Raw genomic sequence first — 21,132 nt, 5'->3', positions numbered from 1 at the left:
ATCTGAAAGTGTAATTTTTCCGTTTGCGGAAGTCCATTCCGCGCCACAAACTAGCTCCTGTCATCAATCAACCAAGGCAATGAACATGAGCACATTATTACACATTGATTCAAGCGTTAGAGCCGCTACCAACCCGAACCCGGATCACGATTCCATATCGAAGAATATTGCTCGTCGGTTTATTGATACATGGAAACAGAACCGGCCTGAAGATGAGTATATCTATCGTGATGTTGGGGTGAGTCCACCTGCTTTCATTACCCAGGATTGGATTGGCGCGGTGTTTACCCCTGAGGATAAAAGGACCCCGGCACAGCAAGAGACACTGGCACTCTCCGATACACTGATCGCTGAGGTGTCAGCGGCCGACGTTATCCTGATCTCCTCACCCATGTATAACTATGGTATGCCGGCTCAGCTAAAAGCGTGGTTCGATCAGATCGTACGTATCGACAAAACGTTTGATTTTGATCTCGCACGAGGGGACTTCCCGCTGCAGTCCCTACTCTCCGGTAAGACATTGATCATAGTGACTTCCAGCGGAGAGTTTGGTTTTGAAAAAGGAGGAATAAGAGAGGCGTCTGGTCACCTGGTGCCGCACCTCAGAACGTTAAGTAAATATCTTGGAGTGGACACAATTTACGAGATTGCCGCCGAATACCAGGAATTTGGCGACGAGAGACACCGCATTTCAGTAGCCAACGCAAAAGACCGAGCCGAGGGGCTTGCTTCAGAACTGAGTCTTTCAGCCCAGGCTTCATTGTCAAAAACTGAGGTCACCAATGTGTGAGGGTATTGACGAAGAGCTTCTCGAAACGTGTGGAGAAAACGCGATTGATTTGGCTATCAGCAACGTAAAAGTGGGAGGTTTGCCGTTTTCCGCTGTAATCGTCAATCAGAATGGAGAAGTGGTTGGCAAGGGGGTAAATCAGGTTGCCAAGCATCTGGATTGTACTGCCCACGCTGAAATCCAGGCGATAAGAGCGGCTTCAAGGAATGAAAAATGCGTTTCTGTAACAGGAGCCACTCTGATTGCTTCAGGAGAGCCTTGCGCTCTCTGTTATATGGCGATCCGTATGGCCGGTATTACAAACGTTCGTATATTATCGGATAGATATGAGGCGGAAAACAACGGGTTCGATTATCTGTGGACGTACCAGTACTTGAATCCTGGCCTCATTGATGAGCTCGACGTTGTGACATTAGTCAACGACAGGAAATTGCTCCCATTCCAGATGGCCCAAATGAATCTTAGTGATTAAGAAAAGTAGTTTCGGCCACTTTTTGATCAATCGATAGGGTTCCACCACAAACAAGAAGGCCCGAAGTTCTCGCTCCGGGCCTTCTCGTCACTCATTGCAGGTCATTACTTCAACCGCACTTGCTGTCGCCGCAGGACAGGCAAGTCGCGCATCCGTCCATCACGATCACGGCCTTGGTGTTGCACTTGCCGCACATGGTGGCATTGGCAGGATAGTCGCTGGCTTTCTCGTCGTTCGTGGCCGTGGTCTGGCTGGCTTCGAACTCGGCGCGCTTCTCTGCGAGGATACGTTTGGTAGTTTCGCTCATTTCCTCGTTTTCCAGCAGGCCGATGGCCTTCAGGTGCTTCTCGATCACGGCGCCGATCTCAGCGACCAGCGAGGGCATGAACACGCCACCTTTTTTGAAATAGCCGCCGTTGGGATCGTAAACACTGCGCAGCTCTTCCACCAGGAAGGTTACGTCGCCACCCTTACGGAATACTGCGGAGATTACGCGGGTGAGGGCGATAACCCACTGGAAGTGTTCCATCGACTTGGAGTTGATGAACACTTCATAAGGCTGCCGACTCTCGTGATCGGTACCTTCGTTGAGCAGGATGTCGTTGATGGTGATGTACATCGCATGCTCGGCCACCGGCGGCTTGATCTTGTAGGTGGTACCCAGCAGGAAATCCGGCCGTTCGATGTATTCGTTCATCTGAACGGGCTTGGATTCTGGCTGCAACGGCGCCTGGTGTTCGGTCGTCGTTTCCGGGTCGGCTTTCTTTACCCGGTAGCCGACGATTTTGTTGCTGATTTTAACTGTCATGTTCGTTGTCCTGTCTCGGTTCCCGGATCAATATTTGCCGTAGGTGCCTTCTTTCAGCGCGTCAAACAGGTTGGCGGCGTTGTGGATTTCGCCGTCGTACTCTACCTGTTCATTGCCCTTAAGGGTGACCTTGCTGCCGTCGTCCAGGGTGAACTCGTACATTGTGTTCTCCAGGTCTTTTTCCTTAACCAGTACGCCCTGGAAGGCTTCCGGATTGAAGCGGAACGTGGTGCACCCCTTCAGGCCCTTGTCATAGGCATAGAGGTAAATACCTTTGAAGTCCTGATAGTCGAAGTCTGTCGGAACGTTTGCGGTTTTGGAAATCGAGGAATCCACCCATTTCTGGGCAGCAGCCTGAATATCTACGTGCTGCGCCGGCGTCACGTCGTCGGAAGTCGTGAAGTAGGAAGGCAGTTTTTTATCTTCCTCCTCGGAAAATGGCATGGCGCCGGAATTCACCAGGTGACGGTAGGCCAGCAGTTCGAAGGAGAATACGTCAACCTTTTCTTTGGTTTTCCGGCCTTCGCGAATGATGTTGCGCGCATAATGGTGCGAGAAGCTGGGCTCAATGCCGTTACTGGCGTTGTTGGCCAGAGACAGACTGATGGTACCCGTTGGGGCTATGGAGGTATGGTGGGTGAAGCGGCCACCTTTCTCGGCCAGTTCTTCCACCAGTTTTGGTTCTACGTTGGCAATCTGCTGCATGTACTTGCTGTACTTGGCGTGCAGGATACGGCCTTTGATCTTGTCGCCCAGTTTGTAGCCGTCTTCAGACAGCTGCGGGCATTTGCCCAGCATCTTGGGGGTAACTTCAAATTCGTCGTCCATGATTGGTGCCACGCCTTTTTCCTCTGCCAGAGAGAGGGACTGGCGCCAGCCTTCCACGGCCATTTCACGCACGACTTCTTCGGTGAACTCTACGGACTCGTCAGAACCGTAGGGCATGCGCAGCATTGCGAGAGTGGAACCCAGGCCCAGGATGCCCATGCCGTGGCGGCGCTTGTAGGTGATTTCATGGCGCTGCTCGGCCAGCGGCAGACCGTTGATTTCTACTACGTTATCCAGCATGCGGGTGAAGATGCCTACCACCTTGCGATATTTCTCGTAGTTGAAGCTCGCCTTGTCGGTGAACGGGTAGTCAACGAACTTGGTCAGGTTTACCGAGCCCAGCAGGCAGCTGCCATACGGGGGCAAAGGCTGCTCACCGCACGGGTTGGTGGCGCGGATATCCTCGCAGAACCAGTTATTGTTCATCTGGTTGACCTTGTCGATCAGGATAAAGCCCGGCTCGGCGTAGTCGTAGGTGCTGGTCATAATGGTGTCCCAGATGAACTGGGCTTTCAGGGTGCGATAGATGCGGCAGGCAACCTTGCCTTCATCGTTGATCACATAACCCTTCTGTTCCGGAAAATCACGGTACACAAACTGGCTCTCGTCACTCAGATCCAGCTTCTCGTCTTCCACTTCCTTCTGGGTAACAGGGAAGGAGAGGTGCCAGTCGTCGCCGTTGCGAACGGCCTCGATAAAGTCTTCGGTGATCAGGAGTGACAGGTTGAACTGGCGCAGGCGACCGTCTTCGCGCTTGGCCTGGATGAAGTCGATGATGTCAGGGTGGTGTACATCGAACGTAGCCATCTGGGCGCCCCGGCGGCCGCCGGCAGACGATACGGTAAAACACATGCGATCGAAGATATCCATGAAGGACAACGGGCCGGAGGTGGTGGCTCCGGCGCCAGCTACGTAGGCACCTTTTGGACGCAGAGTCGAGAACTCATAACCGATACCACAGCCTGCTTTGAGGGTAAGCCCGGCTTCGTGATTCTTTTCCAGGATGTCATTCATGGAATCCTGAATGGTGCCGGAAACGGTACAGTTAATGGTAGATGTTGCCGGCTTGTGCGCTTCGGCACCAGCGTTCGAGGTGATGCGGCCGGCAGGAATGGCACCGTTCTGCAGAGCCCAGATGAAATTTTTCATGTGCTCTGTGCGAACTGCTTTGTTTTCCACCTCAGCCAGGGCTTTGGCAACTCGCTCGTAGGTCGCGTTGATGTTCTTGTCTACGGGTTCGCCGGTCTTGGTCTTCAACTGGTATTTGCTGTGCCAGATGTCGATCGAAGCTTCCTGCATCGGGATTGTCGTTACCACTGCCTGTGCCTTAGCGCTCATTTCCACCCTCTGTCTTCCGATATGTCTTCTTTTAACGGCGCCAGACCTTGTGCTGACGGCGCCATACCCCGTAAAAACGTTTGATTGGCTTTGGGTCTGTTTTCTTTTTAACCACTATATATAGGTTGAATATGAAGGAAGTATAACAGGATATAGTGGTCTGTGAAGAAGGGCGCAACTATTGATAAAGACGACCGGGCAAAGAAAATCAATCAAACGAGGCTTGAAACCGGGAAATATATTCCAAAACAGCGGTTTGGGATTCAAGACTCAAAAACACTACATCTAGTGTTTTTCTAAGGAGAGTATGTCAAGAGGGATTTGATCAATTTCAGTCCGTAATTTACGAAATGAAATGGTGGGAAGGGCAACGGGGCCAATCAGGCCCCGTCGTTTTAGCCCAGTAAGAGGCTGTCGTCATCAACTTCCAGACCACGTTGTTTTTCGAACAGGCCGAGCAGATCTTTCACTTCCAGGCCTTCTCGGTCCCGGCCTTCGATATCGAATACAACCTGGCCCTGATGCAGCATCACCGTACGGCTGCCGACTTCCAGCGCTTGCTTCATGCTGTGGGTCACCATCAGAGCCGTGAGTTTCTGCTCTTCGATGATCTTGGTGGTGAGTTCCAGCACGAAAGCGGCGGTTTTGGGGTCCAGAGCGGCGGTGTGCTCGTCCAGAAGCAAGATGCTGGAAGGCGTCAGGCTCGCCATTAACAGGCTGACAGCCTGACGCTGTCCGCCTGAAAGAAGGCCCATCTTATCTCCGAGGCGTTTCTCCAGGCCGAGATTCAGGGACGAGAGGCTGTCCCTGAACTTTTCCATGTACTGCTTTTTAACCGCGGATGTCAGGCCCCGTCGTTGGCCGCGCTTGATGGCCAGCGCCAGGTTCTCCTCAATGCTCAGCCCTTCGCAGGTACCTGCCAACGGATCCTGGAAAACCCGGGCAACTCGTCCGGCGCGTTTGTGGGTGGGCAGCTTCGTAACGTCCAGGTTGTCCACGATGATCTGGCCGCTGTCTACCAGCACTTCGCCGGCAAGGGCGTTCAGAAAGGTGGACTTGCCTGCACCGTTGCTGCCTATCACGGTGACGAATTCGCCTTGATTAACGGTCAGGCTCATACCCCGGAGTGCGGGGTTTTCCAGCGGTGTCCCTTTGCCGAACGTAAGCCGGAGATCGGTTGCACTGATCATGTCGCCTCCTCAGGCCTTGTTGCGGGAAAGTTTGCCGGCAATGGATGAGCGTACGCCGGGCAAAACGATAGCCAGAGTTACCAGAACAGCGGTAATCAGATTGAGATCCTGCGCTTGCAGGCCAAGGAAATCGGCGTTCAGCGCAAAAGCGATGGCCAGTCGATAGATAATCGCCCCCACCACACAGGCAATCAGGGCGCGGACCACAGTCGATGGTGTCACTACGGCTTCACCGCCGATCAGGGATGCCAGACCAATGACGATCACACCTACGCCCATGGTGACGTCGGCGGCGCCCTGGCTCTGGGCAAAAAGAGCACCGGCAAGGCCAACGAGGCCGTTGGAAACGGCGACACCAAGTACGATCATGGCACCGGTTGCAATGCCCTGGGCTCTTGCCATTCTCGCATTGGCACCAGTAGCACGCATCGCCAGGCCGGTTTCGGATTTCATGAAGCGCCACAACAGGAGCAGGGCAATAAAAACCACAATAACGAACAGCAGCACCGGCACCTGATGGTAGGCCAGGTCCAGATCGTACCAGGGCGTCAGAACGGTTTCTTCGGTCAGAAGGGCAACGTTCGGCCGCCCCATAATGCGCAGATTGACGGAATAGAGCGCAATCATGGTCAGAATGGAGGCCAGCAGATTGAGAATGTTGAGTTTTACATTCAACAACGCTGTAACGGCACCGGCGGCCATGCCGGCCATCACAGCGCAGCCAGTGGCCAACCAGGGGTTCCAGCCCTCAATGATCAATACTGCGGCCACGGCAGCGCCCAAAGGGAAGCTGCCATCGACGGTGAGATCCGGAAAATCAAGCACCCGAAAGGAAAGATAAATGCCGAAGGCGACGAGGCCGTAGATCAGTCCTGTCTCGACGGCACCATAAAGGGCAATGTCACTCAACATGGTTGGGTATCACCAGTAATAAAAGCGGGCGGCCCCGGAGGGGAGCCGCCCGTGAGGGTTCAGGGATTACTTGGAGCTATCGATTACTTTTTCGGCATCCGCGATCACTTCATCCGACAGTGAGATGCCCATGCGCTCGCCAGCGGCAGGGTTTACGAAAAGGTCCAGCTTCTCCATGGTTTCGACAGCAATGTCGCCGGGGTTCTCACCGTTCAGTACCCGAGCAACCATGGCACCGGTCTGGCGACCGTGATCGTAGTAGTCAAAGCCCAGGGCAGCGACAGCGCCGCGTTCTACGGTGGCGGTATCTGCTGCAAATACTGGAATGCCCGCGCGCTCACCAACGGAAATAACTGCCTCGGCGGCACTGATGACAGTGTTGTCCGTGGTCAGGTAAATCGCGTCCGCCTTGCCAACCAGGGAGCGTGCGGCACCCAGAACCTCGGACGTTTTAGTGGCAGCGCCCTTGACCAGTTCAAGGCCGCGGGCATCCAGACGTTCTTCCAGCAACTCCACGAGGGAAACGGCATTGGCCTCACCCGGATTGTAAACGGTACCAATGCGCTTGGCGTCCGGCATGATGCGTTGGAGCATGTCCAGATGCTTGTCTATGGGGAGCATGTCACTCACGCCGCTGATGTTGGCACCCGGAGCTTCCAGGTTGCTTACCAGCTTGGCTCCAAGTGGGTCAGTGACCGCAGAGAAAATGACGGGCGTTTTGCGCGCAGCGGCAGCAACCGTCTGGGCAGACGGAGTGGCGATTGCAACGATAACGTCAGGGCTTTCACCGACAAACTTGCGGGCGATCTGTGATGCGATGGCTGAATTGCCCTGGGCACTTTCGTGCATGACTTCAAGATTGTTACCTTCTTCGAATCCGTGTTCGGCGAGCTCGTCTTTAACGCCCTGGTAGACTGCGTCCAGTGCCGGGTGCTCCACAATCTGTGTGATGGCAACAACACGGGGCTCCTGTGCCTGAACGAGGGTTGTCAGTGCCAGCAGCGTGGCGCCGAGAAGTGTGCGCAGGGTTGTTTTGGCCATATGCCCATCTCCGGGTAGGTTAACTGGAATATTTCAGTTCTGAAGGCGCGAAAGTTTACCACAGGCACAGGGGCTAGGGGGTAGGGGATGTGGTGTCACATGATGCCCGGGTTGTGATCCGTGTAGCTGATATTCAATTTGCATGTGTCACGCTTTGACGGCTCATGTTAAGTTGAAATACCCTACAAAAGTCTAATGATCAGTTGTCTATAACTCAAATAACGAACTGCAAGGAAGATCCATGGACACAACAAACAAACTTCCCCTTGATATGGTCTATCACTGGGAGAAGGCCAAGGAGAACTCCCTCTACATGACCCAGCCTGTCGGCGGCGGGGAGGTGGTTGAATATACCTGGGGCCGGGCGGTGGATGAAGCAAGGCGTATGGCGTCTTATCTGAAGTCCCTGAACCTCCCGGAAAAAAGTCGGATTGGTCTTATCTCCAAAAATTGCGCCCATTGGATCATGACGGATTGGGCTATCTGGATGGCTGGACACATTTCTGTTCCACTCTACCCCACGCTGAATGGGGATACCGTCAAGTACATCCTTAACCACGCCGAGTGTGAGGTGGTGTTTGTTGGCAAACTGGATGACTGGGATATGATGAAACCCGGTGTTCCAGAGTCGGTACGCTGTATTTCCTTCCCCCTGAGCCCGTCCAACGATTTTGAAACCTGGGACGATATCGTGTCCAGGTATCCCCCGCTGACTGAAAGCGTTCAGCGTGATGCCAATGAACTGGCCACGATCGTTTATACCTCTGGAAGTACCGGTAAACCCAAGGGTGTAATGCTCAGCTTTGGCAACATGGCTTATGCAGCAGAGGGAGGTATGGAGGTGCTGGGTGTGGGTTCCGACGAACGCATGCTGTCTTATCTGCCGCTGGCCCACGTATTCGAGCGTACTTTTGTGGAACTGGCATCGTTGTATGCCGGTTTCGAGCTGTATTTTGCCGAGTCTCTGGATACCTTCGTGAAGGATCTGCAGAGGGCGCAGCCGACGTTGTTCCTGTCGGTGCCGCGGTTGTGGGTGAAATTTCAGCACGGCGTTCTTCAGAAGCTGCCGAAGAAAAAGCTGGACCGGTTGCTGAAGATTCCGGTAGTGAACAAATTGATCAAGAAGAAGATTCTCAAGGGCCTCGGTCTGGACAGGGTCAAGCTGGCTGGCAGCGGTTCCGCGCCACTGGCAAGCGATGTTCTGGACTGGTATCGCAACCTCGGCCTGGAGTTGCTGGAAGGCTACGGCATGTCCGAGAATTTTGCCTATTCTCACATGAGTAAACCGGGCCGCTCGAGAACCGGGTACGTGGGTGAATCCATGCCGGGTGTTGAAACCCGCATCAGCCCTGAAGGTGAGATTCAGATCAAGAGTCCGGCCACCATGATGGGCTACTACAAGGATGAGGAGAAAACCCGGGAAACCTTTACCGAGGACGGTTTCCTGAAGACTGGTGACAAGGGCGAGATTGATGAAATGGGCCGACTCAAGATAACCGGCCGCATCAAGGAAATCTTCAAGACCAGTAAAGGCAAGTACATTGCGCCTGCGCCCATCGAGAACCGCCTGATGTCTCACGACGCCATTGAAATGGTGTGCGTCTCGGGGGCCAATCAGACTCAACCTCACGCGCTGGTCATGCTGGGTGAGGAGATTCGCCCGAAGATGGCGGATGAGGCGTTTCGTCAGGAGATCGAGCAAAGCTTCAGGCAGCTTATTGCTGATGTGAACAAGACGGTGGATCCTCATGAGCAGCTGGCGTTCATCACCGTAGTCAGCGACGAATGGTCGATTGAAAACAGCTTTCTTACACCAACGATGAAGCTGAAGCGTAACGTGGTTGAGGACGCCTATCAGGAGAAAGTCGACCACTGGTATGCCCAGCGTCAGCCTGTTATCTGGCAGTAATTCCTGGCAGGACAGATGAGGAACTTCTGGCCCGGCACTGCCGGGCTTTTTCGTGATGAAAACCGACATAAGTCGCATAGGGAAAAGAGGGAAGCCAGCCTAGACTGGAGAGATGTCAGGAGGATGTTATGAGCCAGCTGTCCCTTTTCCAGAAACGTATCTACGACGAGATTCCCCTTTCTCGGGCATTGGCTATTCAATTGCATTCGTGGGATGGCCATTCGTTGTTGCTTAGCGCACCTCTGGAGCCTAACAGTAACCATCAGGGTACCGGTTTCGGAGGAAGCGTATACTCGGCGGCGGTCACTGCAGCCTGGGGACTGACTGAGCTTGCATTGTCGGATCTTGGGTTAAAGGGAGGTGTGGTCGTTCAGAACGGGAATATCGACTATCTTGAACCGGTTACCTCTGATTTCTATGTCATCTGCCGTCTGCCGGGTGATGAAATACCGGAGCGTTTTCGCAGAAGCCTTGCCAGGCATGGCAAGGGTCGGCTGGATCTGACCGCCGAGGTGTTCTGCGGCGAGCCGAAAACCATGCCTGAAGGTGACCCTGTTGCCGTATTCCAGGGGCGTTTTGTGGTCAAGGATGTGGCGTCTCGATAATCGTCTGACGTATCAGGCGATTGAGCGACTGTTGGAGATTGAGCGGCTCATCAGAATGATTGGAACTATGCCTGCCAGGACGATTATCAGGGCCGGAAGGGCGCTATGATACAGACGCTCATCAGACGCAAACTGGTACACATAGGTGGCCAGTGTCTCAAAATTGAATGGCCTTAATATCAGGGTCGCCGGTAATTCCTTCATGCAGTCCACGAACACAACCAGAGCCGCTGTAACCAGCGTACCTCTGAGCATTGGCAGATGAACCCGAACCAGAGTCTTGCCTGGGCTATGCCCCAGGGATCGGGACGCCATGTCCATACTCGGTGTAATCTTTTGCAGTGCGCTTTCGACGCTGCCGGCGGAAACCGCCAGGAACCGAACGGTATAGGCAAACACCAATGCAAATGCTGAACCGCTCAGTAGCAGGCCTGAACTGATCCCGAAGGCATCTCGCATCAGGCTATCAAGCCAATTATCAAAACCTGCCAGTGGTACAATAACGCCCACCGCCAGCACTGCTCCGGGCATGGCATAGCCAAGGCTGGACAGGCGCATAAGGACCTGCATACCTTTTGTATTGTGGAGGCGGCGGCTGTAAGCAAGGGTGACGCCGATCAAAATGGTCGTAAGTGCGGCGGTGCCTGAAAGGAACAAGCTGTTGAAAGTATTCCGAACGAAGTCGGGCGTCCAGCTTTCACCAAAATATTCCCAGGCATAGATCCCAAGTGTGACGCCGGGAATAACGAATCCGAATACCACCGGCAATGCGCATACAGCGATGCAAACCATCTGGCGGGGAAATGACATGGTGAAGCGTCGGATCGGTTCTCGGTTGTCACGGGCGGCGAATTGTTGCTGGCGCCGCCTGGAGTAGCGTTCCAGGGTAACCAGAATAACAACGAAGATCAGCATGGTGGTGGCAATCTGGGCTGCGCCGCCAAGATTTCCCAGGTTCATCCAGGTGTCGAACAGGCCCGCTGTGAGAGTCTGTACCGCAAAGAAATCCACCGTCCCGAAATCGTTCAGCGTTTCCATGAGTACCAGTGAAAGGCCTACGGCAACCGCTGGTCGGGCTATGGGCAGAACCACCTTGAAAAAGGTACTAAGTGCCGAATGGCCGAGACTACGGCTCACCGCAAAGAGAGAAGGCGACTGTTCCAGGAAGGCGGCCCGGGCTAGCAGGTAAACATAAGGATACAAGACCAGCCCGATCATGAGGGTGGCGCCTTCAAGGCTGCGTATTTCCGGAAACCAGTAGTCGGCTGCAGTGGTCCAGCCGAAGAGATCCCTGAGCGCGCCCTGTACTGGCCCGGCATAGTCGAGGAGGCTCGTGTAGACATAGGCTATGACGTAAGCCGGCACAGCAAACGGCAGTAACATGGCCCATTCGAAGAATTTGCGCCCGGGAAATTCGCACATGGTGACCGCCCAGGCAGAGGCAAGACCGATGACGAGGGTCAGGGCACCGACACCAATCATTAACTTGATGGTCGTTGTCAGGTAGCGCGGTAGGGTTGTTTCGATCAGATGGGGCCAGATGTTCTCTTCAGGAAAAAACGCCAGGAAAACGACTGAGAACACCGGAAGTACCACAATGGCGGTGGTCAGCAGGGCGCTGATCATCCATCTGGGGGAGGTGCGTTTTGCCAGCAGGGGCTGGGATAGCCCGGGGTTAATGCTGGTTGCGGCCTCGCTCATAGTGTTCCTGTGTCTGGATGGAGGGTCTTTCCCTTTGAAGGTTGGAGATTGTAGTCACGTCGCCCGACGCCTGCAATGGCTGGGGCCATGAACGATTTACCCCGCCGTATGCCTGTCGGCCGGTGAGGGTGGCGGAACCACCCTCACCACTGACCCTTATTCGCCGTCGTAGTCGACGCGGTCAACAAGCTTGACTGCCGCATTGCGATTGTCGGCAATTTCCTGCAGTGAGAGGTCATCCGGGTGAATATCACCCCATCCGGCAACCAATCCGGCAGGCTTTACGTCCGGGTTCGCCGGGTACTCGGTATTCGCTTCGGCATAAATGCGTTGGGCTTCAGGCGATGACAGGAACTCCATCAGTTTGATGGCGTTCTCGCGATTTGGCGCGCTTTTGGTCAGGGAAATGCCGCTGATGTTCACATGGGTTCCCCGGCCTTCGGCGTTCGGGAACACAAGGCGAACCTGCTCTGCAACCGGACGCTGGTTCTCATCTTTGAGCATATTGCCGTAGTAGTAGCTGTTACCGATGGAAATGTCGCAAACGCCTTCTGCGATAGCCTTGATCTGGTCACGATCGCCACCTTGAGGCTTGCGGGCCAGGTTGTCCTTCAGGCCTTCCAGCCACTTCTCTGTCTCAGCCTCACCGTGGTGGGCGATCATGGAGGAGAACAGGGCGATGTTGTAGGGATGTTTGCCGCTGCGAGTACAGATTCTGTTATCCCACTTGTCGTCTGCCAGTTGTTCGTAAGTGGTAATCTCGCCTTCCTCAACGCGATCCTTTGAAACGAAGATCAGGCGACCACGGCTGGTCAGTGCAAACCATTTACCTTCTGGATGACGCAGATTGTCCGGGATGTTCTCTTCCAGGGTGTCGTTTTTCACAGGCTGAACCAGGTCACGCTCTACCAGGTCATTCAGACGGGAAATATCTACCGTCATGACGACATCGGCAGGGCTGTTGCGACCTTCACGCTCCAGGCGTTCAGCGAGACCCTTTTTGGCAAATACCACATTGCTCTGGATGCCGGTTTCTTCCTCAAATGCATTGAGGAGGGGTTCGAGAAGGTATGCTTGGCGGTAGGAGTAGATGTTAACCTCGCCGTCTGCAGAGGCCGCCATAGGCATGGCTGTCAGGGCGATTGCTGCGGTCGCTGCCAGTTTCATTCGCATAATCCTATCCTTTCAGGTATTTCCAGTAATGATTTGCCTGCGTTGAGATTGGCAGGCGTTTAAAAACGTCAACCATTCTCATTTCTATTAAGCGTACAGTCAATATCTCCGTTGGCATATTTCTCTGGAAATGGTGTTATGCTTCAGAAGACTATAAAAACTATGTGAAAAGTAGTGGAATCGTCAGATGGATGAGAACGATCGAAGAGAGCACATACGCACTGCCATGAGTGCGAAAGTAAAAGTGGTTCATGCCGAACTGGGGGAGTTCGTATTCTCGACCCGGGATATCTCCGACGGCGGAGTATTCGTTGTTGTCGACACAGAGCCGTTTACCCCCAGTCTGGGTGATAAGGTCACCGTGCAAGTCCAGGGGCTACCCGTTTCCGCTCCGGTGCTTGAAATGGTGGTCGTACGCAATACCAATGATGGATATGGCCTTCAGTTTGACCAGAATGGTGACTGATCGGCGGATTTGAAATGCCTGCCAGGGATAATGAGCCTTCCCAGGGAGTCACCATCAGGAATGCATGCGCCAGATGATCCTTTCAGCCTTATCCCGAGTCTACAAGCCAGTTATTGGAAGCCTGATGCTGTCGCTTATGTCGGGCTGTGCCAGTTACTACTCCCACTTTGCGATGTTCCCGGCGGAAAATTCGTCAGGAGAACCACGTCAGGTGCGGCTGTCCTGGCAGAGCGCTGATTACCCGGGGTGGTGGCTGACCGGAGACAAGGCAACGCCGGTGAAAGTGGAGACACAATGCAGCGACCGTATCTGGCGTCTGCATGATGGCGATGACGCCAACCTGGCCAGTTGTGGCGAAGGCATTCGTGCATGTGGCCAGCCTGGTAAGGATCTTGTCGCCGGGACGGAAGAGCCGGCAACCGGAGAGATCCGCTGCGTGTCTATTAATCCGACGGATCCTGCGGCCCGTGTTGCCGAGGTGGGTGACAAACTGGAGCTACTGGTTTCATGCACGCCTTCGGTTGTCGCTGAGGGGCAGGGTTCAGAAGCGTTGAATTTCGATTACCTGAGGGCCTCGTCAGTGCCTTATACGGTGTATGTTCGCAAGGTGCCACGCGGTTCGATGCAAGCTAGATTGCCGGAATTCGATGAATCGGTATGTGACGCTGAGTGACACTTTTTGACGAAAATGTGTGACTGCTGTCACATTGCTACATTCTGTTTCCAGTTGAATATTAGCGTTACGCTTTGTCGCATTTGAGTTACTTGACGATACTATATTGTAATTGTGTCTTCCGGCCAGTCGGTCAGAATGGTATCCATCGAAGAATGGGTTGTGTGAGGTATCCCCGTGGGTGTCCAGCAGAAAAAAGTCGCAGTACATGATCTGGTAGTAGGCATGTTCGTGTCTGATCTTGACCGACCGTGGCACCAGACGCCGTTTCCAATACAGGGTTTTCATATCCGTTCGCAGGACGATATCCGAGCCCTGGTGTCCCATTGCAAGTGGGTAATGGTCGACGAGGCGGAAACGCGGGAATCGAAGTCGGTAAAAGGTGGTGGCAAGCAGGCGTTTGGCAAGACACTGACTAAACGTGGTGGTGGGCGAGAACAGCTTCAATTGCCGCCGCTGAGCATTCGTGAGCCGGTAACCTACGAAACCGTCACCAGCCTTAAAAAGGAAATGAAAGCGTCCAAGCGCCTGCTTGATGATGTGGAGCTGGTGTTGGACCAGCTTTTCGAGACCCTTCGTACCGAAGCCGTGCCGGATATCAGGCCGATCGCTGAGATCACGAGCAAAATGGTGAGTAGCGTTATTCGCCAGCCCGATGCCTTATTATGGCTCAGTCGCACCCGCGTTAGTGACAGCTACCTGTACCGGCACGTCTTGAACACGTCAGTATGGGCGCTGGTATGCGGGCGCCGTCTTGGCTTGAATGAGGGGCTTCTGAATCACCTTGGTCTGGGCTGTTTGCTGTCGCAGGTAGGCAAGACTGCTCTGCCGGCCGAATTGCTGGCCCGGGAAGGTCAGTTGAATTCCGAGGAATATTTGATATACCGCGGATATGTCAGTCGTGGTGTTGCCATGTTGGAGGGAAGCGGGCTCTCACGAGCGGTGCTCAGTGTGGTTCAGGGGCATCGTGAACGTCACAACGGATCTGGTTTCCCCGAGGGTGTCCGGGGGGATCGTATTCCGCTACTGGCCAAGGTGGCCGGTATTGCGGAGTTCTTCGAAACCTTGATTGCACCTCGTTCTCAGAATGAACCCATGACGCCAGCAAAAGCGGTAACTCTGCTTTACGAAATGCGTAATATTGAGTTTCAGGAAGACCTGGTTGAGAATTTCATCCAGGCAATTGGTATCTACCCGACTGGCAGCCTGGTTGAGCTGACCGATGGTCAGCGGGGTATCGTGGTTTCACATTCCCCCGAACGCCGGCTTTGGCCTCGCGTTATGGTAATGACAGACACCGCATGCAAACCCCTGAAAACCGCTAAGATCATTGATCTGGCGAGATACAATGACGGTAAAGAAGCGTCAGAGACGGTTCGGGTTCGGGATTGCCTGCCGCACGGCACTGAAGGGCTGGACCCGTCTTCCTATGATGTAACTGGTGTTGAGTCCCGCTGGAACCTGTCCCGGTTGATTAGCGGATAATCACCCGCAGCTGTTTGCGCACCCACCGATAAGTATGTTCGGGGCGGAAAGTGAGCAGAAGTTCGGACTCTCCACCGGTGGGGCCTGCTACAAAATACTCGACCTCTCCGCTTTGCCAGTCGGTTGAATTGATCTGGACATCGTGGGGGCGGGTGCTGATTGCCTCTAGTTCTGTAATAGAGGGGGAGCCCCCGATTTTTCGAATCGTTACCTGATGCAGATCTGTATCTGTGGATAGATGGCTGGCCTCGTAGTCATCGAGAAAATAGCGGTTTGCGACGGTGGTGCTGATTGCTTTCAGTTCTCTTGAAAGATAATTCCGGGCATCGTCTGCGTCGATGTCCTCCATTGTGCGCACAGCGTTTTCGATCCGATCCTTTTTTGCCTGCAAATCTTCACTGTATTCGATATCCGGATCGCGATCCTCGTCATTGTCTGGCCGCGGAGGCGCGTTATTGATTTCCTCCTGGGTCGGAGCTTCATTACACAGCTCATCGTCTTCCGGGTAAAAGCAGATAGCGGCCAGAAGCTGATTAGCCGGAGACATCGGATCGGTAGCCGTGAATTCGGCTTCGGTGACATTGAAATCAATCTCTGCTGTAAGGTTTGGTAGGGCGGCATTCAGCTGGGTGATAACCCGGTCACGAATATCGATTCCTTCGCCTTCTGCAACGTTCTGGTTCCAGTTCAGAAGCATTAGGAATCGGGAGAGATTCATCAGTGTTGTGTTTTGCAGTACTTGTTGTTCGGTCAGTGTATGGGTACTTAAACCTTCGTCATCCACCATCGCTGATTGCAGGGATGTGCGGGTGGCTTCAAAGAATTCCAGCAGGGTAACGTATTGCTGTGCTGGCACGTCGCTGGCCAGCTGCAGGTCTCCCACCTGAAATACCAGGGTTTCGCCGGGGTAATAGCGGAACTGCCCATCGGCATTGGTGGTGCCCGCCTGGCTGGCCGTCTGGTAAGTCAGGCCGTTGAACCCGTTATAGTTAACACGACCAGTGCTGGTGTCGTCGCCGGAGTCGCTGTCGTTTTCCAGGCAGCCAGAAAGTGCCAGAGCTCCTAACAGCGTATACGTTATACGGATGCGGTGAGCGGGTCTCATGATAGGTCGTACATCCCTTTGATTCAGCGTGCACGCACTCTGAGTGCGGCGGCCCGTTTTGTAAGTTGTTGTAACCGCATTATAAGAGCGGGGTCTGCCTTATGCCGGGATTCCTGTCGCAGTTTCCGTTATTACCCGGCAACTGCATTGACGGGCAGGGGCCTTGAAATCAGCGCCTTTGTCACAATAAATAGCAATCTAATTTCTGGCTGACGGCTGAGCCCGTTCATTGCCGTTTTAACCGAACCGGGATGATTTATGACCAACGCACTGGAAATTGAGGGACTCACTAAAACCTACGGTGATGGGTTTCAGGCTCTCAAGGGGATTGATCTCCATGTTGCTGAGGGAGACTTTTTTGCCTTGCTTGGTCCCAACGGGGCTGGCAAATCGACCACCCTTGGTATTGTTTGCTCCCTGGTGAACAAGACCGAGGGTAAGGTCAGGGTGTTTGGATACGATACGGATACCCATCTGTCGGATGCCAAATTGAATCTCGGTGTGGTGCCGCAGGAATTCAACTTCAATCAGTTCGAGAAGGTTGTTGATATCGTGACGACCCAGGCCGGCTACTACGGAATTCCGTTGAAGCAGGCCTATGCGTCGGCTGAGAAGTACCTGAAAAAGCTTGGTCTCTGGGACAAGCGGGATACTCCCGCCCGGATGCTGTCTGGAGGAATGAAGCGCCGGCTGATGATTGCCCGGGCTCTGGTCCATGAACCCAAACTGCTGATCCTCGATGAGCCGACCGCCGGTGTTGATATCGAGCTTCGGCGTTCGATGTGGGCTTTTCTGGAAGAAATGAACCGGCAGGGCACCACCATCATCCTGACAACTCACTACCTTGAGGAGGCGGAAGCCCTTTGCCGGAATATTGCCATTATCGACCACGGCAAGATCCTCAAGAATACCAGCAAGAAGGCGTTGCTTCAGCAGCTCAGTGTGGAGACCTTCGTTCTCGACACTGAGGAACCGCTGGATGTGGCTCCTGAACTGACCAGTTTTCCCGCTCGGCTTGACGGGGAAGGCGCGCTGGAAGTGGAGGTTGAAAAAGGCCTGGGGCTCAATCAGGTCTTTGTGCAGCTTGAGCAACTGGGAATCAAGGTGGTCAGCATGCGTACCAAGGCAAACCGACTGGAGGAGCTGTTTATCCGGATGGTTGAGGAGAATGCAGCCGATTCGGGACAGTCAGTGGAGGGTGTAGCATGACACCACACGCCATTTTTACCGCATTCAGTACGATCGTTGTCCGGGAGATTCGCCGGTTTACCCGTATCTGGGCGCAGACCTTGTTGCCGCCGGCGGTTACCATGACCCTGTACTTCATTATTTTCGGTAACCTGATTGGTTCGCGGATCGGGCAGATGGGTGGCTTCGACTATATGTCATTCATCGTACCGGGCCTGATCATGATGTCGGTGATCACAAGCTCCTACGCAAATGTGGTGTCTTCGTTCTTCTCCATGAAGTTCCAGCGCAGTATTGAGGAGCTGTTGGTGTCGCCAGTGCCGAACTGGGTGATTCTGGCAGGCTATGTGACCGGTGGTATGGCCCGAGGGCTTGGGATAGGTTTGATTGTAACGCTGCTCTCGTTGGCGTTTACCCAGTTGTCGATCCACAATCTGCCCATGATGGTTCTGACTGTGTTTCTTACCTCAGCGTTGTTTGCCCTTGGTGGCTTCATCAATGCCATGCTGGCGACCAAGTTTGATGATATCTCCATCGTACCTACGTTCGTTTTAACGCCTTTGACTTATCTGGGGGGTGTTTTCTACAGCATCGATCTTCTTCCCGGATTCTGGCAGGGCGTTTCTATGGCGAACCCTATCCTGTATATGGTCAATGGCTTCCGGTACGGGATTCTGGGAGTTTCAGACGTTAATCCGTTTGTTTCTCTTGGTATGATTCTGCTTTTCATCTCCATACTGGCATTCATTGCCCTGCGAATGCTGGCGCGTGGTAAAGGCATTCGCCACTGATTTCAGGAACCGTTATGGCACTTAATGATGCGCCGCTTGGCAAGACAAGCGAATACCCGGACAGCTATGATCCAAGCCTGTTGTTTCCTGTACCGCGGATGGAAAACCGTCGGCGCCTTGGCCTGGAAGATGGCCGCTGGCCATGGTTTGGCGAGGATCTCTGGCAGGCCTGGGAGATTTCCTGGCTTCGGCCAAATGGCGTGCCTCAGGTGGCCTGGGCAAAAATTGTCTTTCCTGCAGCTTCGCCATCGATCATAGAGTCCAAATCGCTGAAGCTTTATCTGAACTCACTGAACCAGGCAATCTATACATCCGGGGAGCAGGTCGCTGAAGTGATCACGCAGGATCTTTCCAGTGCCTGCGGTGGTGCGGTTCAGGTTAGCCTGTTGAGTGTGGATGAGTCAGGAGAGGCGATTGGCCGCCCTGGCGGTTTTGAACTCATTGATGATGAATTGGTGAGCAGTGTGGTCTACGAGTATTCACCGGACGTGCTGACAGCCGGTGAAGAGGTGGTGACCGAGCATCTGTGCTCCCATCTTCTGAAGAGCAACTGCCCGGTCACCGGGCAGCCCGACTGGGCCACGTTGCTGATCAGCTACACCGGGCCAAAATTAGACCGGGCGGCACTGCTTCGTTATGTGGTGGGTTTCCGACAAAAACAGGATTTCCATGAGCATTGTGTGGAAACGATATTTACCGATCTGATGAGCCGGTTCGTCCCCGATTCCCTGACGGTATGTGCCCGTTACACCCGGCGCGGTGGGTTGGACATCAACCCCTGGCGAAGCACAGAGACCGGTATGGACGCCGGCCCGCGGCTGATACGTCAGTAAGCCGACTCGATTGAGGTGCCAGGACGGCGCCTCATGAAACGTCTTCTTCCCGTCGAAGGCGGTCTGCGGCGTCTTCGAGGGCGGAGAGAATGACCCTGCGTTCCTTTTCCGTGATCTTGTCGGAATCCAGGTACATGGCGAAGCCGCTGTGTTCATGCTCCAGGAAGCTGCGGTTAGGTCCCATATCGCGACGAAAGTCGACCACTTCGTAGATTGGCACCGGCTTGGCAAAGCCTTTCACAGTAATTTCGCCTTTGTCCCGGCACATGATCTTGTCTTTGATCAGCGAGAAGGTCTCATAGGAAACCAGGATTTCACCGGGCTCTGCCAGAGATTCAAGCCGGCTGGCAAGATTCACTTCCTTGCCGATGATCGTGTAATCCATCCGGTTTTCAGCACCGAAGTTGCCTACGGTGGTGTAGCCCGTACTGATCCCCATCCGAATTTCAAGTGGCGTCTTGATGCCCTGGCTGCGCCATTTCTGGCGCATGATTTTCATGTGCTTGCGCATATCGATTGCCATGGAAACGCAGGCAAACGCATCCTCGCGCTGGCCCCGGCTGGTGGGGTCGCCAAAGAACACCATGATTGAGTCGCCAACGAACTTGTCGATGGTGCCGCCATATCTCAGGGCGACTTCCGACATCTCATTGAAATAGTGGTTCAGCAGCTCTGTCAGCGCCTCTGGCTCCATTTCCTCGGATAGTTCGGTAAAACCTTTGATGTCCGAAAAGAACACCGCCAGTTTTTTGCGCTGAGTCTCCAGGCGGACATCTCGCTCACCGGTAAAGATCGACTGCCAGACCTGGGGAGAAAGGTATTTCGACAGCTTGTGGGAGAGTGCGATGGATTGTTCCCGCTGGTTCTGGATCTGGGTCTTTGCCAGCATCAGTGCCCGCGCCTGTTGATGCGAGTAATAAGCGGTGACACAGATATAAAGCCCGGTTGAGAGGATCGAGACAATGCTGGTTAACAGCGGTGAATGCGGCCCGTCTGCCGGTCCGAGAATTGCCACGGCGCCAGCAATGCCTGCGGCCATGAAAACAGTGCCGAGAACCCACTGACGAATGCCCCCGACAATCAGGCAGCTGAACATCAGCATAAGCGCGACTGCCAGCGAAGGGATGACGATCAACCCGATGCAGCCAATGAGCGCGCCGCCGAAAATGCAATCGAAGATCAGCATTTTCTGACGAATGCGAGCGGAATGTCTCAGGAACGTGCGGCGGGTCAGGGCGTGAGCGATGTGGGGCCAGGTGAGCGCACCTGTGATCAACCACATAAGCCACTGGGGAAACGCACCCTGCAGAACACCGGTTACAATAATGAGTGCCGTAGACGTATAGGCGAGCACCCGACCGTTGTAATCCGGCATCGGCGGAATGGCAATAGGGTCACCCGACGCCTCAAGCGCCATGGACCGGCCAGCGGCGTTGCTGGCACTGCGAAGGTCTGCCGGGGTACTCATCATCTCAGAAACGGATCCTGCCAATGAGCATATCGCGGAACATGACCCAGTCGCCCATCAGGCTGTAGAGTGGGTATTTGAAGGTGGCAGGCCGGTTTTTCTCAAACTTGAAATGACCGACCCAGGCAAAACCGTATCCGATAACGGGTAGGGCAAGAAGCCATAAAAATTTGCCGGTAGTCAGTGCCCATAAGGCCACGATCAGGACCAGCAGGCTGCCGGTGAAATGAAGACGACGACAGGTTACGTCGGAGTGCTCTTCGAGGTAATAAGGGTAGAACTCGGAGAAAGTGCTGAAGGTTTTCTGGTTGCTCATTGCGTTGCCACTCACCATTGTACGACCGCGTCATTTATAA

Annotated in this window: 20 protein-coding genes; 10 read left to right on the top strand and 10 right to left on the bottom strand. The window is 54.1% G+C overall.

The features are described from left to right. Positions 1-85 precede the first annotated feature (85 nt). Positions 86-790, top strand: coding sequence for an FMN-dependent NADH-azoreductase (locus KO499_RS02250; RefSeq protein ID WP_215982096.1), 705 nt, complete (start codon positions 86-88; stop codon positions 788-790). Next, a complete protein-coding gene (locus KO499_RS02245; protein ID WP_215982095.1) occupies positions 783-1,262 on the top strand; it encodes a nucleoside deaminase in 480 nt (159 codons plus the stop codon). Before KO499_RS02250 ends, KO499_RS02245 begins: the two co-directional genes overlap by 8 nt. Positions 1,263-1,371: 109 nt before the next feature. Here the strand turns inward: KO499_RS02245 and KO499_RS02240 are convergent, their stop codons facing one another. From KO499_RS02240 to KO499_RS02220, 5 genes are all read right to left on the bottom strand, one after another. Further along, positions 1,372-2,070 (bottom strand): NrdJb, encoded by a 699-nt coding sequence (locus KO499_RS02240; RefSeq protein WP_215982094.1) that lies wholly within the window; start codon positions 2,068-2,070, stop codon positions 1,372-1,374. Positions 2,071-2,097: 27 nt separating this feature from the next. Continuing rightward, positions 2,098-4,236 carry an adenosylcobalamin-dependent ribonucleoside-diphosphate reductase gene (locus KO499_RS02235; protein ID WP_215982093.1) on the bottom strand — a complete coding sequence of 713 codons (2,139 nt, stop codon included), beginning with the start codon at positions 4,234-4,236 and terminating at the stop codon, positions 2,098-2,100. Positions 4,237-4,631: 395 nt separating this feature from the next. Beyond that, the gene (locus KO499_RS02230; RefSeq protein WP_215982092.1) at positions 4,632-5,426 is read right to left on the bottom strand and encodes an ABC transporter ATP-binding protein; all 795 of its coding nucleotides are present in this window, start codon (positions 5,424-5,426) and stop codon (positions 4,632-4,634) included. A 9-nt stretch (positions 5,427-5,435) separates the two neighbouring features. Continuing rightward, positions 5,436-6,338 carry an ABC transporter permease gene (locus KO499_RS02225; protein WP_215982091.1) on the bottom strand — a complete coding sequence of 301 codons (903 nt, stop codon included), beginning with the start codon at positions 6,336-6,338 and terminating at the stop codon, positions 5,436-5,438. A gap of 66 nt (positions 6,339-6,404) precedes the next feature. Beyond that, positions 6,405-7,379, bottom strand: a complete 975-nt coding sequence (locus KO499_RS02220) for an ABC transporter substrate-binding protein (RefSeq protein ID WP_215982090.1) — start codon at positions 7,377-7,379, stop codon at positions 6,405-6,407. Between the two features lie 241 nt (positions 7,380-7,620). On the opposite strand from KO499_RS02220, the gene KO499_RS02215 reads away from it, so the two are divergent. After that, complete coding sequence (locus KO499_RS02215; RefSeq protein WP_215982089.1) at positions 7,621-9,288, top strand: AMP-binding protein; 1,668 nt, start codon at positions 7,621-7,623, stop codon at positions 9,286-9,288. Positions 9,289-9,416: 128 nt separating this feature from the next. Beyond that, entirely contained in the window at positions 9,417-9,893 is a 477-nt protein-coding gene (locus KO499_RS02210; RefSeq protein WP_215982088.1) for a thioesterase domain-containing protein, read from the top strand. Between the two features lie 12 nt (positions 9,894-9,905). Here KO499_RS02210 and KO499_RS02205 read toward each other — a convergent pair whose 3' ends face one another. Continuing rightward, on the bottom strand, positions 9,906-11,594 hold the full coding sequence (locus KO499_RS02205) for an ABC transporter permease (RefSeq protein WP_215982087.1): 1,689 nt from the start codon (positions 11,592-11,594) through the stop codon (positions 9,906-9,908). A gap of 156 nt (positions 11,595-11,750) precedes the next feature. After that, positions 11,751-12,767, bottom strand: coding sequence for a Fe(3+) ABC transporter substrate-binding protein (locus KO499_RS02200; RefSeq protein WP_215982086.1), 1,017 nt, complete (start codon positions 12,765-12,767; stop codon positions 11,751-11,753). A gap of 187 nt (positions 12,768-12,954) precedes the next feature. Here KO499_RS02200 and KO499_RS02195 point away from each other — a divergent pair, with 187 nt between their 5' ends. The 3 genes from KO499_RS02195 to KO499_RS02185 all read left to right on the top strand — a co-directional run bounded on the left by KO499_RS02195 (position 12,955) and on the right by KO499_RS02185 (position 15,391). Next, on the top strand, positions 12,955-13,233 hold the full coding sequence (locus KO499_RS02195; protein ID WP_215982085.1) for a PilZ domain-containing protein: 279 nt from the start codon (positions 12,955-12,957) through the stop codon (positions 13,231-13,233). 124 nt (positions 13,234-13,357) lie between these two features. Continuing rightward, a complete protein-coding gene (locus KO499_RS02190; protein ID WP_228339725.1) occupies positions 13,358-13,906 on the top strand; it encodes a hypothetical protein in 549 nt (182 codons plus the stop codon). Between the two features lie 177 nt (positions 13,907-14,083). Then, positions 14,084-15,391, top strand: coding sequence for an HD-GYP domain-containing protein (locus KO499_RS02185; RefSeq protein ID WP_215982084.1), 1,308 nt, complete (start codon positions 14,084-14,086; stop codon positions 15,389-15,391). On the opposite strand, the gene KO499_RS02180 is transcribed toward KO499_RS02185, so the two are convergent. Beyond that, positions 15,381-16,496, bottom strand: coding sequence for an organic solvent ABC transporter permease (locus tag KO499_RS02180; RefSeq protein WP_215982083.1), 1,116 nt, complete (start codon positions 16,494-16,496; stop codon positions 15,381-15,383). The genes KO499_RS02185 and KO499_RS02180 overlap by 11 nt on opposite strands. 258 nt (positions 16,497-16,754) lie before the next feature. Between KO499_RS02180 and KO499_RS02175 the strand changes: the two genes are divergently transcribed. The 3 genes from KO499_RS02175 to queF are packed head-to-tail and all read left to right on the top strand — an operon-like array spanning position 16,755 to position 19,308. Further along, complete coding sequence (locus tag KO499_RS02175; protein WP_215982082.1) at positions 16,755-17,705, top strand: ABC transporter ATP-binding protein; 951 nt, start codon at positions 16,755-16,757, stop codon at positions 17,703-17,705. Further along, positions 17,702-18,475, top strand: a complete 774-nt coding sequence (locus KO499_RS02170) for an ABC transporter permease (RefSeq protein ID WP_215982081.1) — start codon at positions 17,702-17,704, stop codon at positions 18,473-18,475. The genes KO499_RS02175 and KO499_RS02170 overlap by 4 nt, the downstream gene beginning before the upstream one ends. A 14-nt stretch (positions 18,476-18,489) precedes the next feature. Beyond that, entirely contained in the window at positions 18,490-19,308 is an 819-nt protein-coding gene (gene queF, locus KO499_RS02165; protein ID WP_215982080.1) for an NADPH-dependent 7-cyano-7-deazaguanine reductase QueF, read from the top strand. Between the two features lie 31 nt (positions 19,309-19,339). Here the strand turns inward: queF and KO499_RS02160 are convergent, their stop codons facing one another. Continuing rightward, positions 19,340-20,779, bottom strand: a complete 1,440-nt coding sequence (locus KO499_RS02160) for an adenylate/guanylate cyclase domain-containing protein (protein WP_215982079.1) — start codon at positions 20,777-20,779, stop codon at positions 19,340-19,342. Between the two features lies 1 nt (position 20,780). After that, positions 20,781-21,092 carry an Mpo1-like protein gene (locus tag KO499_RS02155; RefSeq protein ID WP_215982078.1) on the bottom strand — a complete coding sequence of 104 codons (312 nt, stop codon included), beginning with the start codon at positions 21,090-21,092 and terminating at the stop codon, positions 20,781-20,783. Between the last annotated feature and the right edge of the window lie 40 nt (positions 21,093-21,132).

The organism is Marinobacter sp. F3R08 (assembly GCF_018860425.1).
Taxonomy (GTDB): Bacteria; Pseudomonadota; Gammaproteobacteria; order Pseudomonadales; family Oleiphilaceae; genus Marinobacter.
Note: the sequence above shows the minus strand (reverse complement) of the source record. Positions and strands in the feature narration are given on the sequence as shown.